The sequence below is a fragment of the Actinomadura sp. NPDC049382 genome (assembly GCF_040677125.1).
GTDB classification, from domain to species: Bacteria; Actinomycetota; Actinomycetes; order Streptosporangiales; family Streptosporangiaceae; genus Spirillospora; species Spirillospora geliboluensis.
Window position 1 is genome coordinate 1 of sequence record NZ_JBFARO010000050.1, and the last position, 17,270, is coordinate 17,270.

Consider the following 17,270-nt stretch of genomic DNA (forward strand, 5'->3'; position numbering starts at 1 on the left):
CCCGCGCGGCTGGATGTCGCGCGGTTGGCGCAGGGTGGGGATGTGCCTGCGGTGCTCGGTGCGCTGGTGCGTCCGCGTGCCGTCCGGCGCACCGCCGCCACAGGCGGTCCTGCGGCGGGTGGGCAACGGTTCGCGGGGATGTCGGCGGCCGATGTCGAGCGTGAACTGCTGGAGATGGTGCGGGCCCACGCGGCGACGGTGCTGGGGCATGCGACGCCGGAGGCGGTCCGTCCGGACGCCAAGTTCAAGGAGCTGGGTTTCGACTCGCTGTCGGCGGTGGAGCTGCGCAACCGGCTGAGCGCGGCGATCGGCCGACGCCTGTCCGCCACGGCCGTCTTCGACCACCCCACCCCGGCCGCGTTGGCGCGCTATGTACGCCGTGAACTGCTGGGTGAGGCGGTGCTTGCCGCCGAGCCCGTGGCCGTGGCGGCGGCGTTGGACGAGCCGGTCGCCGTTGTGGGCATCGGGTGCCGCCTGCCGGGAGGTGTCCGGTCGCCCGAAGAGCTTTGGGAGTTGGTCGCGTCCGGCAGTGAGGCGATCTCGGGGATGCCGACCGATCGCGGCTGGGACGTTGACGGGCTCTACGACCCGGATCCAGGACGTCCAGGCAAGACCTATGCCCGCGAGGGCGGGTTCCTCTATGACGCCGGGGAGTTCGACGCGGGGTTCTTCGGGATCAGTCCGCGTGAGGCGACCGCGATGGATCCGCAGCAGCGGCTGTTGCTGGAGACCGCGTGGGAGGCGTTCGAACGCGCGGGCATCGACCCGGCCACGCTGCGGGGCAGCTCGACGGGCGTCTTCGTCGGCGCCGTGTCGCAGGACTACGGCTCGGCGCACGACACCGCCGGATTCGACGGGCACGTGCTGATCGGCAGGACGACCAGCGTGATCTCCGGCCGGTTGGCCTACTTCCTCGGGCTGGAAGGCCCGGCGATCACCATCGACACGGCGTGCTCGTCGTCGTTGGTCGCGTTGCACCAGGCGACGCAGGCGCTGCGCCAGGGCGAATGCACCCTCGCGGTGTCCGCCGGTGTGTCGGTGATGGCCACACCGGGCCTGTTCACCGAGTTCAGCCGGCAACGCGGTCTGGCGGCCGACGGCCGGATCAAGGCGTTCGCGGCATCCGCCGATGGCACCGGATGGGGTGAGGGCGTCGGTGTCCTCCTCCTGGAGCGGCTCTCGGACGCGCAACGCAACGGCCACCAGGTGCTCGCGGTCGTCCGTGGCTCGGCGGTCAACCAGGACGGCGCGTCCAACGGCCTGACGGCCCCCAACGGTCCTTCGCAGGAGCGTGTGATCAGGCAGGCGCTGGCCAACGCGCGCGTCCAGGCCGACGAGGTCGACGCGGTCGAGGCCCACGGCACAGGGACTACACTCGGCGACCCGATCGAGGCGCAAGCCCTCATCGCGACCTACGGCCAGGCACGCCCGGCAGACCGGCCGTTGTGGCTGGGGTCGTTGAAGTCGAACATCGGTCACACCATGGCCGCCGCCGGCGTCTCCGGCGTGATCAAGACCGTGATGGCCCTGCGCCACGGCGTGCTGCCGAAGACCTTGAACGTCGACGAGCCGACACCCCATGTCGACTGGACCTCGGGCACCGTCGAGCTGCTGACCGAGCAGCAGCCCTGGCCGGACACCGGACGTCCCCGCCGGGCCGCGGTCTCGTCCTTCGGCATCAGCGGCACAAACGCGCACCTCATCATCGAACAGGCCCCGGAGGACGGCGACGACTCCGATCACGACGCTCCGGAGCCGGCCGTCGCCACGGACGGGACGCTGCCGTGGCCGCTCTCGGCGAAGTCCGAGACCGCACTGAGAGAGCAGGCACGGCGGCTGCTGGACCACCTCGACCGCAGCCCGGAGGCGGCGCCCGCGCGGATCGGTCACGTCCTGGCGACTGGACGTTCGGCGTTCGACCACCGGGCGGTGCTGATCGGCCGGGAGCCCGCCGACTTCCGGGGTGCGCTCGCGGCGCTGGCCGACGGTGAACCCTCACCGCATGTGGTCACCGGGACTGCGGCGGCCGAGCCGGGCAGGACGGTCTTCGTCTTCCCGGGGCAGGGTTCGCAGTGGGCCGGCATGGGCGTGGAGCTGATGCGCACCTCGCCGGTGTTCGCCGAGCACCTCACCGCCTGCGCGGACGCGCTCGAACCGTTCACCGGCTGGAACCTGATCGACGTCCTCACCCAGACCAACGACGCTCCCGACCTCGACCGGGTGGATGTCGTCCAGCCCGCGCTCTGGGCGATGATGATCTCCCTCGCTCGCCTGTGGGAGCACCTGGGTGTCACCCCCGATGCCGTTGTGGGCCACTCGCAGGGCGAGATCGCCGCCGCCCACATCGCCGGGATCCTCACCCTGGAGGATTCGGCCCGCATCGTGGCGTTGCGCTCCCAGACCATCACCCACATCGCGGGCCAAGGCGGCATGGTCTCCCTGCCCCTCCCCGCGGCCGATGCCGCAGACCTGATCGAACACTGGCGGGGACAGCTGGCGGTCGCCACCGTCAACGGGCCGTCGGCCACCGTCGTCGCCGGCGACGGTGATGCTCTCGACGAACTCCTGGCCCAGTGCGACGCCCAGGGCGTCCGCGCCCGGAGGATCCCGGTCGACTACGCCTCCCATTCGCCGCACGTCCACCCGCTGCATGACGAACTCCTGGAGCTGCTGGCTCCGGTGCGTCCGCAGGACGCGGGCGTGGCGTTCTACTCGACCGTGTCCGCTCACGCCGGCGGTGCGCTGGACGACACGACGGTGATGGACGCCCAGTACTGGTACGACAACCTGGCCACCACCGTCGACTTCCAGGCGGCCACACGTGCCCTGCTGGACGACGGGCACACCCTGTTCATCGAGGCCAGTCCGCACCCCGTCCTGACGCACCCGCTTCAGGAGACGGCCGAAGAGCACGCGAGCACGGCCGAGGTCGCCGTCACCGGCACCCTGCGCCGCGACGAGGACACCTGGCAGCGCGTCCTGACCTCCTTGGCCACCGCTCTCACCCACACCTCCACGTCCTCCCAGTGGGCGGGCTTCTATCCGGGCGCTCATCCCGCGCACCTCGACCTGCCCACATACCCCTTCCAGCACCAGCGCTACTGGATCGACGGCCCCACCATCGCCGCCGACCCCAAGACACTCGGCCTGCACGCCGCCGAGCACGGCCTGCTCGGTGTCGACGTCGCGCTCGCGGACGGGGAGGGCCACCTGTTCACCGGGCACCTGTCGTCGCGCAGCCATCCGTGGCTCGCCGACCACGCCGTCCACGACGTCCCGCTTCTGCCCGGCACCGCGTTCATCGAGCTCGCCCTCCACGCCGGCAGCGTCATCGACGCGCCCCGCCTGGAAGAACTCACCCTCGAAGCGCCCCTCACGCTCCCGTCCCCCGGCGGCCTCCACCTGCAAGTGCGCGTGGCGGCGGCCGACGACGACGGACGCAGGGCCTTCACCGTCCACTCCCGGCCGGACGACGCCGAAGCCGGCGGCGCCTGGACCCGCCACGCCACCGGCGCCCTCGCCTCCGAGGCGGCCCCGGCCGCCCCGCCGGACACGGCCGCCTGGGCGGGGCCGGAGGTCTGGCCACCGGCGGGCGCGACCCCCGTGCCCACCGACGCCCTCTACGACGGCCTCGCCGCACGCGGATACCGCTACGGGCCCGCCTTCCAGGGCCTGACCGCCGCCTGGCGGCACGGCGACACCCTCTACGCCGAGGTGAGCGCCCCCGCCGGAGACACCGTCGGCACCGACCGCTACGGCATTCACCCGGCCCTCTTCGACGCCGCACTCCACGCCATCGCCGCCACCAGCCCCGGGCAGGGCCCGGACGAGGTGCTCCTTCCGTTCGCCTGCTCGGACGTCCGGCTTCACGCGGTGGGCGCGCGGGCGCTGCGCGTCCGGATCGTCCCTTCCGGCGAGGACACGCTGCGCGTCAGCCTCGCCGATCCGGCCGGGCGGCCCGTCGCCGAGGTGGCGTCGCTGGCCATGCGGCCGGTCCCCGCGGACCACCTGGCGAAGGCCGTCTCGGCGAGGCGGCCCGGCCACCTGTTCCGCCTGACCTGGACCCGCACGCCCGGCACGGACGACCTCAGTACCGGTCGCGTGGCGTTCGTGGGCCCGACCGTTCCCGAAGCGCTCGTTGCGGCACTGCCCGACGGAGTCGCGGTCGAGAGCCATCTGGATCTGGCGGCGCTGTCGACGGACGCCACCGCCGCCGTCCCCGACCTGGTCATCGCCACCGGCCTGCTGGGGCGTTCCAGCTCCGCCGAGGACGTCCCCGGCGCCGCGCGGGAGGCCGTCCAGTACGCCCTCGACACGATCAAGTCGTGGCTGGCCGAGGAACGGCCAGCGGATAGCCAACTTGTGTTCGTCACCGCGCGGGCTGTTGCCGTCGATGACGGCACCGAGTCGCCGAACCCTGCGGACGCCGCCGCCTGGGGGCTGATCCGTACGGCGCAGAGCGAGAACCCCGGCCGCTTCACCGTGATCGACCTGGACGACGAGGACCGCGTCCCTCCGGAGGCGTTCCGGGTGGCACTCGCGAGTGACGAGCCGCAACTGGCGCTGCGCGGCGGTGACGAGCCACGGCTCTACGTCCCCCGGCTCGTGCGGGAGACCCCGGTGGACGACGGCACGGCCGCGCCGGACCCGGCCACCGGGGGCACGGTCCTGATCACCGGCGGCACCGGGACCCTCGGCGCCCTGTTCGCCCGCCACTACGCGACGGCCCGGCAGGCCGGGCATCTGCTGCTGACCAGCCGGCGCGGTCTGGACGCTCCGGGCACCGCCGAACTCGCCGCCGAGCTGGCCGACCTGGGTGTGGAGGTCACGGTCGCCGCCTGCGACGCCGCCGATCGCGACGCGCTCGCCGCGCTGCTCGCGGCCGTCCCGGACGAGCACCCGCTCACCGGCGTGGTCCACGCCGCCGGCGTCCTCGACGACGGCACCGTCACCTCCCTGACCGCCGACCGCGTCGACCGCGTGTTCCGCCCCAAGGCTGACGCCGCCTGGCACCTGCACGAACTCACCCGCGACGCGGACCTCACCGACTTCGTCCTTTTCTCCTCCATGGCGGGCGTCCTCGGCAATCCGGGCCAGGGCAACTACGCCGCCGCCAACACCTTCCTCGACGCGCTGGCCCAGCACCGCCGCGCCGAGGGCCTGCCCGCCATCTCCCTGGCCTGGGGAATGTGGTCCGACCGCAGCGGCATGACCGGCCACCTGGACGACGGTCGGCTGGCCCGCCTGACCCGCCTGGGAGGCGAGCCCATCACCGCGGACGAGGGGCCGGCGCTGTTCGAAGCCGCCCGTGCCACAGGCGCCGCATGCCTGGCCCCCGTCAAGATCGTCCCTGCGCTGCTCCGCTCCGAGCTGGAGAGCGACACCCTTCCCGCCGTGCTGAAGGGGCTCGTCCCCGTTCCCGTCCGGAAGGCCGCCGCGGCCGCCGCGACGGCCGACGCCGGTGGCCTCCGCGACCGGCTGGCCGGCCTCTCCGCCGCGGACGCCGTGGAGGCCCTCGCCGCCCTCGTCCGGTCCCACGTCGCCCTCGTCCTGGGGCACGCCACGGCCGACGCGGTCGACCCCGACCAGGCGTTCAAGGACCTCGGGTTCGACTCGCTGACGGCGGTCGAGCTGCGCAACCGCCTCAACGCCGCCACCGGTCTCCGCCTCCCCGCGACCCTGGTCTTCGACCACCCCACCCCGCACCGCCTGGCCGTCCACCTCCACGCCGCCCTCTTCCCGTCCGAGCAGGCGCCCGCCTCCCCGGCCGCGACGGTCACCGCCGCCGCCGACGAGCCCATCGCCATCGTGGCCATCGGCTGCCGCTACCCGGGCGGCGTGTACTCCGCGGACGACCTGTGGACGCTGGTGGCGAGCGGGACGGACGCCGTCGCGGAGTTTCCGGCCACCCGCGGCTGGGACGTCGAGAAGCTCTACGACCCCGAGCCGGGCAAGCCCGGCAAGTCCTACACGCGCCACGGCGCGTTCCTCTACGACGCCGACGCCTTCGACCCCGCCTTCTTCGGCATCAGCCCCCGCGAAGCCCTCGCCATGGACCCCCAGCAGCGCCTCCTGCTGGAGGTCGCGTGGGAGACGATCGAACGCGCCGGCATCGACCCGGCCGCCCTCCACTCCACCCCCACCGGCGTCTTCGCCGGCGTCATGTACGGCGACTACCGCACCCGCCTCAGCGCCGTCCCCGACGACCTGCAGGGCTACATCGGCAACGGCAGCGCGGGCAGCGTCGCCTCCGGCCGGGTCGCGTACGCCCTCGGGCTGGAGGGCCCGGCGGTGACGGTCGACACCGCCTGCTCCTCCTCGCTGGTGGCCGTCCACCTGGCCGCGCAGTCGCTGCGCTCCGGGGAGTGCACGCTGGCGCTGGCCGGCGGTGTCACCGTCATGGCGACGCCCGACATCTTCACCGAGTTCAGCAAGCAGCGCGGCCTGGCCGCCGACGGGCGGTGCAAGGCGTTCGCGTCCGCCGCCGACGGCACCGGCTGGGGGGAGGGCGTCGGCCTCCTGCTGCTGGAACGCCTCTCCGACGCGCGGAAGAACGGCCACCGGGTGCTGGCGGTCGTGAGCGGTTCGGCGGTCAACCAGGACGGTGCGTCCAACGGCCTGGCCGCCCCGAACGGTCCTTCGCAGGAGCGCGTCATCCGGCAGGCCCTGGCCGGCGCCCGCCTCACCCCCGGCGAGATCGACGCGGTCGAGGCGCACGGCACCGGCACCATGCTCGGCGACCCGATCGAGGCGCAGGCGCTGATCGCCGCCTACGGCCGCGACCGCGCCGGGGACCGGCCCCTGTGGCTCGGCTCGCTGAAGTCGAACATCGGCCACACCCAGGCCGCGGCGGGCGTGGGCGGCATCATCAAGATGGTGATGGCCCTGCGCCACGCGGTCCTGCCGAAGACGCTGCACGTGGACGAGCCGACCCCGCAGGTGGACTGGAGCGCGGGCGCCGTGGAACTGCTGACGGAGGCCCGCCCGTGGCCGGACACGGGACGTCCGCGCCGCGTCGGGATCTCGTCGTTCGGCGCCAGCGGCACCAACGCGCACCTCATCGTCGAACAGGCCCCGGAGGACGAGGACCCTGCGACCCCGGGTCTGCCGGAGCCCGTGGTGGCGACGGACGGGACGCTGCCCTGGCCGGTGTCGGCGAAGTCGCCGGCTGCGCTCGCCGACCAGGCGCGGCGGCTGCTGGACCACCTCGACCGCAGTCCGGAGGCGACGCCCGCCGAGATCGGGCACGCGCTGGCCGCGGGACGTTCGGTGTTCGAGCACCGGGCGGTGGTGATCGGCCGGGGGCCCGCCGACTTCCGGGACGGTCTCGCCGCGCTCGCCGCCGGGACGCCCTCCGCCCGCGTGGTCACCGGCACGGCGCCGCCCCGGCCCGGCAGGACCGCCTTCGTCTTCCCCGGGCAGGGCTCCCAGTGGCTCGGCATGGGCGTGGAGCTGATGCGCACTTCGCCGGTGTTCGCCGAACATCTGACTGCGTGTGCGGAGGCGCTGGAGCCGTTCACCGGCTGGAACCTGATCGACGTGCTCGGCCAGGTGGAGGGTGCCCCGAGCCTGGATCGGGTCGACGTCGTCCAGCCCGCCCTGTGGGCGATGATGATCTCCCTGGCGCGCATGTGGGAGCACCTGGGCGTCACGCCGGACGCCGTGGTGGGCCACTCGCAAGGCGAAATCGCCGCCGCCCACATCGCCGGCGCGCTGTCGCTTGAGGACGCGGCACGGCTCGTCGCTCTCCGCAGCAAGGCTCTGCTCAAGATTCGCGGCGACGGCCGGATGCTGACCGTCCTCGCACCCGCCGACCGGGTGCGGGAGATGCTGGCCGACCTGGACGGCGGCCTCGCGGTCGCGGCCGTGAACGGCCCGGCGACCGTCACCGTGTCGGGCTCCGCGGCGGCGGTGGCCGAGTTCAACACCGCGCTGTCCGCCGCCCGGATGATGCGCTGGGAAGTGCCGGGAGTGGACTTCGCCGCCCACTCCTCGCACGTGGAGGGCCTGCGCGACGAGCTGCTGGAACTGCTCGCGCCCGTCCGGCCGCGCCCGGCCGCCGTCGCGTTCTACTCCACCGTCGCCGGCCGCGCCGGCGGGCCGCTGGCCGACACCACCGCGATGGACGCCGGCTACTGGTACGAGAACCTGGCGGCCACCGTCGACTTCCAGGCGGCTGCCCGCGCCCTGCTCGACGACGGGCACACCGTCTTCGTCGAGGTCAGCCCCCACCCCGTGCTCACCAGCGCCTTGCAGGAGACCTCCGAGGACCACGAGGGCAGCGGCGAGGTCGCCATCACCGGCACCCTGCGCAGGGAGGACGGCACGTGGCAGCGCCTGCTGACCTCCCTGGCCACGGTCCAGGTCCACGCCGCCGCTCCGCGCTGGGCGGATTTCTATCCGGCCGCCCCGCCTGCCCGCGCCGACCTGCCCACCTACCCCTTCCAGCACCAGAACTACTGGCTGCTGGACCCCGGCAGGCCCGGCACCGACCGCCCGACCGGCGCTTCCGCCGACCCCGCCGAGGCCGAGTTCTGGGAAGCCGTCGAACGCGAGGACGTGGACGCCGTGATCGGCACGCTGGGCCTGGACGACCCGCCCGGCGAACGCGACGCCGCGGACCCCGCCGTGCCCGCGGTGCTGTCGGCCCTGTCGTCCTGGCGGCGCCGTCGGCGGGAGCAGGCGGTCATGGAGAGCTGGCGCTACCGCACGACGTGGAAGCCGCTGCCCGGTATCGGGACCGCCGGGGCGCCGGGCCTGGAGGGAAGCGCCTGGCTCGTGGTCGTCCCCGAGGCGGTGGCTCCAGCCCCGCTCGCGGACACGGTGCTCGACGCGCTGCGGCGCCGCCGGGCCGAGGTGGTCCGCGTGGACGTCGCACCGGCCGACCTGCGGGACCGCGCCGCGCTCGGCGACCGGCTCGCCGCCGCGCTCGCCGAGAGCGGGGTCGCCGGCCGCCTCTCCGGTGCGCTGTCGCTCCTCGCCCTCGCGGATGACGGCCTGGCCGCCGCACATGAGCCGGTCTCCGACGGCCTCATGGGCACGGTCGCCCTGGTGCAGGCGCTGGAGGACGCGGGCGTCGAGGCCCGGCTGTGGTGCCTGACGAGCGAGGCGGTGACCACCGGGAACGCCGACGCGGTCGCGAACCCGCTGCAGGCCCAGATCTGGGGTCTCGGCGGGGTGGCGGCGCTGGAACGCCCGGAGCGGTGGGGCGGTCTCGTGGACGTGCCCGCCCGGCTGGACGGCCGCACCGCCGAACTGCTGGCGGGGGTCCTCGCCGGCGTCGGCCGAGCGGAGGGCACCGGCGGCGCGGGCGGAGGCCATGGCGAGGACCAGGTGGCGGTGCGTGCTTCGGGAGCGTTCGGCCGGCGCCTGGCGCGGGCACCGCTGGGCGACGCACCGGCGCGGGACTGGCGTCCACGGGGCACGGTCCTGGTGACCGGCGGCGCGGGCGCGGTCGGATCGCACGTCTGCCGCTGGCTCGCCCGCGCCGGAGCACCGCATCTCCTCCTGGTCGGCAGGCGCGGCACGGACACGCCGGGGATCGCGGAGCTGACGGCGGAACTGGCGGAGCTCGGCACGCGCGTGACCGTGGCCGCGGCCGACGCCGCGGACCGGGACGCGTTGCGGGAGGTGCTGGCCTCGGTTCCGGAGGAGCACCCGCTGACGGCGGTGTTCCACGGCGCCGGAGTGCTGGAGGACGGGCTGGTCGAGTCCGCCACCGCGGACCGGCTGGAGCGGGTCCTGCGGCCCAAGGTGGCCGCCGCCGCGGCGCTGCACGAACTCACCGCCGGGCTGGACCTGGAGGCGTTCGTCCTGTTCTCCTCGGCCGCCGGCGTCCTCGGCAGCGGCGGGCAGGGCGGATACGCCGCCGCGAACGCCTTCCTCGACGCGCTGGCCCAGGGGCGGCGGGCGGCCGGACTGCCCGCGACCGCCGTGGCCTGGGGCTCGTGGGGCGGCGGCGGCCTGGTGACCGGCGAGGTGGAGGAGCGCCTGCGCAGGCGGGGCCTGCCCCCGATGGAGCCCGAGACCGCACTGGCGGCGCTGGCCGCCGCGCTGGACCGGGAGGAGGCGCAGGTGACGGTGGCCCGCGTGGAGTGGGCGGACTTCGCGCCCGCGTTCACCGCGGGACGTCCCAGCAGGCTCATCGCCGACATCCCCGACCTCGCCGCGCCCACGGCCGGGCACGCCGCCGGCGGTGACGCGGACGGCGCGGCGGACGGCGACCTGGTCGCCCGGCTGAAGGAGCTGCCGGACGGGAAGCTGGAGAACGCCCTGCTGGACACCGTCCGCGCGCATGCGGCGGCGGTCCTCGGACTGCACGGCCCGGACGCGATCGGTGCCGAGCGGGCGTTCAACCTCGTCGGATTCGACTCGCTGACCGCCGTGGAGCTGCGGAACCGGCTGCGGCGCGCGACCGGCCTGCGCCTGCCCGTCACGCTGCTGTTCGACTACCCGACGCCGGTCGCCGCGGCGCGGTACCTGCGGGCGGAACTGTTCCCCGAGCGGGCGGCCCGCAACGGCGGCGCCGCACCCGGCGGGACGGGCGCGGACATGGACGACGCCGGGCTGCGGAACCTGATGCTGTCGATCCCGCCCGCGCGGCTGCGCGAGGCCGGGCTGCTGGAGCCGCTGCTGACCCTGGCGGGCCGCCCGGCGCCCGGCGGCGCCGAACCGGGCGGCGCGGATCCCGGGCCGGAGAACGGCGGCGGTCCGTCGCTGGACGAGATGGGCGTGGACGACCTGGTGCGCATGGCGATGAGGAACGACGAACCCGACGAGACGCGGAGGTCATGATGGCCGAACCGAACGATGCCGTCGTCGAGGCGTTGCGCGCGTCTCTGAAGGAGACCGAGCGGCTGCGCCGGCTGACCGCCGAGCTGACCGCGGCGCAGCGCGAGCCGATCGCGATCATCGGCATGAGCTGCCGCTACCCGGGCGGCGTGCGCTCGCCGGAGGAGCTGTGGGAGCTGGTCGCCGCGGGGCGGGACGCCATCGCGGAGTTCCCGCGGAACCGCGGCTGGGACGTCGACGAGCTGTACTCGCCGGAGCCGGGCGTCCACGGCAAGTCGTACGTGCGCGAGGGCGGCTTCGTGTACGACGCGGACGAGTTCGACCCGGGCTTCTTCGAGATCAGCCCGCGCGAGGCGATGGCGGTCGACCCGCAGCAGCGGCTCCTGCTGGAGACGTCGTGGGAGGCGATCGAGCGGGCCGGCATCGACCCGACGGCGCTGCGCGGCAGCCGCACGGGCGTCTTCGTGGGGATCGCGCACCAGGACTACGGGCTGCCGATCCACGAGGCGCCGGAAGCGCTCGAAGGCTACCTGGGGACGGGCACCTCGACCGCGGTCGCCTCCGGGCGCATCTCCTACGTGTGGGGGTTCGAAGGGCCGGCCGTCACGGTCGACACGGCGTGCTCGTCGTCGCTGGTGACCCTGCACCTGGCGGTCCGGGCGCTGCGCGGCGGCGAGTGCTCGCTGGCGCTGGCGGGCGGCGTGACGGTCATGGCGAAGCCGGGCGCGTTCATCGAGTTCAGCCGGCAGCGCGGGCTGGCCCCGGACGGCCGCTGCAAACCGTTCGCGTCCGCCGCCGACGGCACGGCCTGGGGCGAGGGCGCGGGCCTGCTGCTCCTGGAACGCCTCTCCGACGCGCGGCGGAACGGCCACCGGGTGCTGGCGGTCGTCCGCGGTTCGGCGGTCAACCAGGACGGCGCGTCCAACGGCCTGACCGCGCCGAACGGCCCCTCCCAGCAGCGCGTCATCCGGCAGGCCCTGGCGGACGCGCGGCTGGCGGGCGACCAGGTGGACGCCGTCGAGGCGCACGGCACGGGCACCGCGCTGGGCGACCCGATCGAGGCGCAGGCGCTGATCGCCGTCTACGGCGGGGACCGGCCCCGGGACCGGCCGCTGTGGGTGGGGGCGGTGAAGTCCAACCTCGGCCACCCGCAGTGCGCGGCGGGCGCGGCCGGTGTCATCAAGATGGTCATGGCCATGCGGCACGGCGTCCTGCCCAAGACGCTGCACATGGACGAGCCGACCCGGCACGTGGACTGGTCGGCGGGCGCGGTGGAGCCGCTCGCGGAGGCGCGGCCGTGGCCGGAGACCGGCGACCGGCCGCGCCGGGCCGGGGTGTCGTCGTTCGGTGTGAGCGGCACCAACGCGCACGTGATCATCGAGCAGGCGCCCGAGGAGGAGGCGGCGGAGGCCGAGCCCGCCGCCGGTCCCCTTCCGGGCGGGCTGGTGCCGTGGGCCGTGTCGGCGCGTTCGGAGAAGGCGCTGCGGGCGCAGGCGGAGAGGCTCCGCGATTTCGCCGCCGCCGACCCGGGCCTGGACCTCGCGGACACCGGCTGGTCGCTGGTCTCGGGCAGGGCGCGGCTCGAACATCGCGCGGTGGTGCTCGGACGCGACCGGGACGAACTGCTCAGCGGGCTGGCGGCGTTGAGTGAAGGCGGCGAGTCCGCCACTGTGCTGCGCGGCATCGCAGGAAAGCCCGGTGACTCCGCGTTCATGTTCCCGGGGCAGGGGGCGCGGTGGGCGGGCGCGGCGGGACGGCTGTACGAGGCGTTCCCCGCCTTCGCGGAGAGCCTCGACGAGACCTGCGGGCACTTCGACGCGCACCTGCCCTTCGCCCTGCGGCCCCTGCTCCTCGCCGATGAACCCGCGGACCGCGAGCGGACCGACGTCGCGCAGCCCGCATTGTTCGCGCTGCAGGTCGCCCTCTACCGGCTCCTGACGCGGTACGTGCCGCGCCCGGATTATCTGATCGGGCACTCCGTCGGCGAGATCGCGGCCGCGCACGTGTCCGGAGTCCTCGACCTGGACTCCGCGACGAGGCTCGTGGCCGCTCGCGGCCGGGTCATGCAGGCGGTCGGCGAGCGCGGCGCCATGCTGGCCGTCCGCGCCTCGGAGACCGACGTCCTCTCCGTGCTCGGCGAGTACGAGCGCGTCGGCCTCGCCGCCGTCAACGGTCCGGAGTCGGTCGTCGTCTCGGGCCTCCGCGACGAAGTGCGCGACCTCCGGGAACGGCTCGCCGCCGGAGGCACGGCGGTGAAGCCGCTCGACGTCGACCACGCGTTCCACTCGCCGCTGATGGACCCGATCCTGGACGAGTTCGCTGGGACGATCGGTGACCTGCCCGCAGGCGAGATGGCGATCCCGGTCGTCTCCACCCGGCTGGGCCGCGCGGCCGAGCCCCGGGAACTGGCGTCCGCCGAGCACTGGGTGCGGCACGTCCGCGAACCCGTGCGCTTCCACGACGCGGTGGAGCACGCTCGCGCGGCCGGCGCGCGCGTCTTCCTCGAACTGGGCCCGGGATCGACGCTCGCGAGCATCACCACGGAGTCCTTCGACACCGCGGGCGTGGACGGCGCGCTCGTCCTGTCGGCGTCGCGGCGGGACCGGGGGGCGGTGGAGGCGCTGGTCGCCGCGCTGGCCCGGCTGCACGCCGGGGGCGGCGCCGTGGACTGGGACGCGCTGTTCGGCGCGCGCCGCCGGGTGGACCTCCCGACGTACGCGTTCGAGAGGGAGCGGTACTGGCTGGACGCCTCGGCGGCCACCGGTCCGGCGGACACGGCGTCCGCCGGTCTCGCGGCCCCGGGGCACCCGCTGCTCGGCGCGATGGTGGACCATCCCGGCACCGGCGAGGTGGTGTTCACGGGCAGGTGGTCGCTGGAGGCCCATGACTGGCTGGCCGACCACGCCGTGTTCGGTGCGGTCGTCGTACCGGCCACGGCCTACCTGGACCTGGCGCTGTCGGTGGGCGACGCCGTGGGATGCCCCGCGATCGAGGAACTCTCCCTGGAGGTCCCCCTGATCGTCCCCGACGAGGGCGACGTGCAGGTACGGGTCGTGGCCGGGGCGGCGGACGAGACGCAGCACCGCACCCTGGAGGTGTACTCCCGCCCCGCTGGCGACAGCCCGACGATGGGCGGCTGGACCCGGCACGCCACGGGCCGCCTGGCACCGACGGCCGCCGCGCCGCCGGACGACGCCCCGCCACCCGCTGCGTGGCCGCCCGCCGGGGCGGTGCGCGTCGACGTCGGCGGTCTCTACGAGAACCTCGCGGACACGGGGTTCGACTACGGCCCCGCGTTCCGCGGGCTGCGCGAAGTGTGGTGGCACGGCGACGACCTCCACGTCCTGGCGACGCTGCCCGAACCGGCGGACGGCGGCCCGCCGAGCAGCGGATACGCGCTGCACCCGGCGCTGATCGACGCGGCGCTGCACGCGGTGGCGGTCAGCGGCGCCGTCGACCCGGACGGCGGCCGGGGCTGGATGCCGTTCTCGTGGGCCGGGGTGGAACCGATCCGGGAGTGCGGCAGCACCGCGCGGGTCAGGATCACCCCGGCGGGCGAGGGCGCCGTGTCCGTGGTGATCGCCGACGAGCAGGGCCGGGAGGCCGCGCGCGTCGCCGCCCTGACGTTCCGGCCGGCGGGCGCCGAGCAGCTGCGCTCGGCACGGGCCGCCCACGAACGATCGCTGTACGAGCTGCGATGGCGGCCGCTCCAGCGTGGCGAGGGGGACACCCGGCACGGGCGGTGGGGGGTTCTCGGAGCGAAGGACGGCCTGGCCGCCCGGCTCGTCGGGGCGAGCGACGAGAACGTCCCGCTCCACGAGTCCATGGACGACGCCCTCGCGGCCGAGCCCGTCCGGCACCTCGTCCTCTGCCTGGACGACCTCCTCACCGCCGGCCCGGACGTGCTCACCGAGGTCGCAGACGCGGACACGCGCGTGCTCGGCTGGATCCGGCGGTTCCTCGCCGAGGAGCGGTTCGGCGGATCCACGCTGGTGTTCCTCACCCGCCTCGCCGTCGGCACCGGGAGCGGGGAGCGCGTCGAGAGCCTCCCCGGCGCGTCCGTGTGGGGCCTGGTCCGGTCCGCCCAGGCCGAGCACCCCGGCAGGTTCCGGCTGGTGGACGTCGACGACGAGGAGGCGTCCTTCGCGCTTCTCCCGGGCGTCCCGGCCATCGGTGAGGACCAGCTGGCCCTGCGCGGCGGCGCGCACCTCGTGCCGCGCATGGCGCCGGCCTCGCTCCCGGACCACCGGCTCGCGGCTCCGGCGGCCGGCGCGCACCGGCTGGGCATCCCGGACAGGGGGACGCTGGAGAACCTGACCTGGGTTCCCTGCCCGGAGGTGGAGGCGCCCCTGGCGAGCGGCCAGGTCCGCGTCGCGGTGCACGCCGCGGGGCTCAACTTCCGGGACGTCACGATCGCCCTCGGACTGGTGGACAGAACGGCCTTCGACGCCGAGATCGGAAGCGAGGGCGCCGGGGTGGTCCTGGACGTCGCGGACGACGTCACCGGGCTGGCACCGGGCGACCGCGTGACGGGCGCGCTCCACGGCGCCTTCGGCCGGGTCGCGGTGGCGGACCACCGTCTGCTCACGCCCTTCCCCGACAACTGGAGCCACGCCGAGGCGGCGTCCGTGCCGACCGCCTTCCTGACCGCCTACTACGCGCTCTTCCACCTGATCAAGCTCCAGAAGGGGCGGCGGATCCTCATCCACGCCGCGGCGAGCGGCGTCGGGATGGCCGCCGTCCAACTGGCGCAGCACGCCGGGGCCGAGGTCTACGCGACCGCGAGCCCGGCCAAGTGGCCCGCCCTGCGCGCCCTGGGACTGGACGACGAGCACCTGGCGTCGTCGCGGGACCTGGCGTTCGCGGACGCGTTCCTGGAGGCCACGGGCGGGCGCGGGGTGGACGTCGTCCTCAACTCCCTCGCGCACGCGTTCGTCGACGCCTCCCTCCGGCTGCTCCCCGAGGGCGGGCACTTCCTCGAAATGGGCAAGACCGACATCCGCGATCCCCGGCGCGTGGCGGCCGACCACCCCGGCGTCGACTACCGCGCCTTCGACGTCTACGGATCGGCGGGCCCCGAGCTGCTCCAGGAGATGACCCGCGCGGTCATGGACCTGTTCGCCGCCGGGAGCCTGCGCCTCAACCCGGTCTCGGTCCGGGACGTCCGCGACGCGCGCAAGGCGTTCCGCGAGATGAGTCAGGGCCGCCACGTCGGCAAGCTGGTCCTCGACGTGGGCGGCGGCTTCGGCGGCGGGACCGTGCTGGTCACGGGCGGGACCGGGGGAGTGGGCTCGCTCGTCGCCCGGCACCTCGCCGCCGAGCACGGCGTGCGGAGCCTGGTGCTCGCGAGCCGCCGGGGGACGGCGGCCGGCGGCGTCCGCGAGCTCGTCGCGGACCTGGAGGCGGCGGGCGCGGCCGTCACGGTCGTGGCCTGCGACGTCGCGGACCGGGCCGCCGTCGCCGATCTGATCGCGGACATGCCGGCGCGGTATCCGCTCACGGCGGTCGTCCACGCGGCGGGCGCGGTCGCGGACGGCACGGTCGAGTCGCTGACCGCCGAGGACGTCGACCACGTGCTGCGCGCCAAGGTCGGCGGCGCGATCAACCTGCACGAGCTGACCAGGGGCCACGCTCTGTCGGCGTTCATCCTGTTCTCCGCCCTCGCGGGCGCGCTCGGGGCGGGCGGCCAGGCGAACTACGCCGCGGCCAACACCTTCCTGGACGGCCTGGCGGCGCGGCGCAGGGCGTCCGGCCTGGCCGGCGCCTCGCTGAGCTGGGGCTGGTGGGAGCGGCGCGGCGGCATGACCGCCGGCTTGGACGAGGCCCGCCTCGCACGCCTGCGGCGGCTGGGCGCCGTCGAGATGCCCGCGTCCGAGGCGCTGGCGCTGTTCGACGCGGCGTGCGACCACGGCGGGCCCCTGCTCATCCCGGCCCGGGTGGACCTCGGCGCGCTGCGCAGCGCGGCCCGCGGCGAGCTGCCTCCCGTCCTGCGCGACCTGGTCCACGGCGGCCGCCCGTCCCGCGGCCGGACGGGCCAGAGCGGCGACGGCCCGCGCGGCCTGACCGCCCGGCTGGCCGCACTGGCGGACGGCGAGGCGGAGGCGGCCCTCCTCGACTGGGTCCGCGAGCAGACCGCCATCGTGCTCGGCCACACCTCCGGCACGAGCGTCGACGCGGACCGGGCGTTCACCCACCTCGGGTTCGACTCGCTGACCTCCGTCGAGCTGTGCAACCGCGTCGCGTCCTCGACCGGGCTGCGCCTCCCGTCCACCCTCGTGTTCAGCTACCCGACGCCCCGCGAGCTGGGCCGGCACATCCTCGGCCTGCTGCGCCCCGCCTCCGCCGCGCCCGGCGCGGGACCGTCCGGCGGCGCGGAGGCCGGCGAGCGGGCACCGGGCCCGGACGCGCGCGCGGGCGGACTCGCGGACCTGGACCTGGAAGGGCTCCTCGATCTGGCGCTGGACGAGAAGGGGAAGTGA

At 75.1% G+C, this 17,270-nt stretch carries 2 protein-coding genes; both read left to right on the top strand.

The window, feature by feature from the left end:
- Positions 1-138 precede the first annotated feature (138 nt).
- On the top strand, positions 139-10,794 hold the full coding sequence (locus tag AB0K34_RS26105) for a type I polyketide synthase (protein ID WP_364551386.1): 10,656 nt from the start codon (positions 139-141) through the stop codon (positions 10,792-10,794).
- Positions 10,791-17,270, top strand: coding sequence for a type I polyketide synthase (locus tag AB0K34_RS26110; RefSeq protein WP_364551388.1), 6,480 nt, complete (start codon positions 10,791-10,793; stop codon positions 17,268-17,270). Before AB0K34_RS26105 ends, AB0K34_RS26110 begins: the two co-directional genes overlap by 4 nt.

Excerpts from the sequence above, each read along its gene's own strand:
- AB0K34_RS26110 (WP_364551388.1), top strand. The coding sequence starts at position 10,791 with ATGATGGCCGAACCGAACGATGCCGTCGTCGAGGCGTTGCGCGCGTCT.
- AB0K34_RS26105 (WP_364551386.1), top strand. The coding sequence starts at position 139 with ATGTCGGCGGCCGATGTCGAGCGTGAACTGCTGGAGATGGTGCGGGCC.